Origin of the sequence: Thioflexithrix psekupsensis (assembly GCF_002149925.1) — a bacterium.
GTDB lineage: Bacteria > Pseudomonadota > Gammaproteobacteria > Beggiatoales > Beggiatoaceae > Thioflexithrix > Thioflexithrix psekupsensis.
In genome coordinates, this window is record NZ_MSLT01000012.1 from 1,175,001 (window position 1) to 1,176,192 (window position 1,192).

Annotated in this window: 1 rRNA gene (running past one end of the window); it reads left to right on the forward strand. The window is 52.6% G+C overall.

Going from position 1 to position 1,192, the window contains the following annotated elements:
- Positions 1 to 1,192: ribosomal RNA gene (locus tag TPSD3_RS10240) — 23S ribosomal RNA — on the forward strand (its annotated part extends 682 nt beyond the left edge of the window); the annotation flags it as partial.

Sequence of the window (1,192 nt, forward strand, 5' to 3'; positions counted from 1 at the left end):
AGCCATGAGCAGGATGAAAGTCGGGTAACACCAACTGGAGGTCCGAACCCACGTCTGTTGAAAAAGACGGGGATGACTTGTGGCTAGGAGTGAAAGGCTAATCAAGCTCGGAGATAGCTGGTTCTCCTCGAAGCTATTTAGGTAGCGCCTTGCGTTTTACTCTCGGGGGTAGAGCACTGTTTGGGCTAGGGGGGCATCTCGCTTTACCAACCCCATGCAAACTTCGAATACCGAGAAGTACCATCGCAGGAGACACACGGCGGGTGCTAACGTCCGTCGTGAAAAGGGAAACAACCCAGACCGCCAGCTAAGGTCCCCAAATGAACGCTCAGTGGGAAACGATGTGGAAAGTCACAGACAGCCAGGAGGTTGGCTTAGAAGCAGCCCCTTTAAAGAAAGCGTAATAGCTCACTGGTCGAGTCGGTCTGCGCGAAAGATATAACGGGGCTCAAGCGTTCTACCGAAGCTGCGGATGCCGTAAGGCATGGTAGGGGAGCGTTCTGTAAGCCTGTGAAGGTCTGCTGTGAGGCAGACTGGAGGTATCAGAAGTGCGAATGCTGACATAAGTAGCGATCATGCGGGTGAAAAACCCGCACGCCGAAAGTCCAAGGTTTCCTGCGCCACGTTAATCGACGCAGGGTGAGTCGGTCCCTAAGGCGAGGCAGATATGCGTAGCCGATGGAAAACGGGTTAATATTCCCGTACTTTACTGCACTGCGATGAGGGGACGAAGAAGGCTAAGTCAGCACGCGATTGGTTGTGCGTGTTTAAGGTGGTAGGCAGAATCAGTAGGCAAATCCGCTGTTTAATGCCGAGAACTGACGACGAGTCTCGTTTCAGAGACGAAGTGACTGATGCCCTGCTTCCAAGAAAAGCCTCTAAGCTTCAGGTGTAGTAGAACCGTACCCCAAACCGACACAGGTGGACAGGGTGAGAATCCCAAGGTGTTTGAGAGAACTCGGGTGAAGGAACTAGGCAAAATAGCACCGTAACTTCGGGAGAAGGTGTACCTTCTGGATGAACCCTGCACAGGGGAAGTCTAAGAAGGTCGCAGTGACCAGGTGGCTGCGACTGTTTATTAAAAACACAGCACTCTGCTAACACGAAAGTGACGTATAGGGTGTGACGCCTGCCCGGTGCTGGAAGGTTAATTGATGGGGTTAGCGAAAGCGAAGCTCTGATCGAAGCCCCA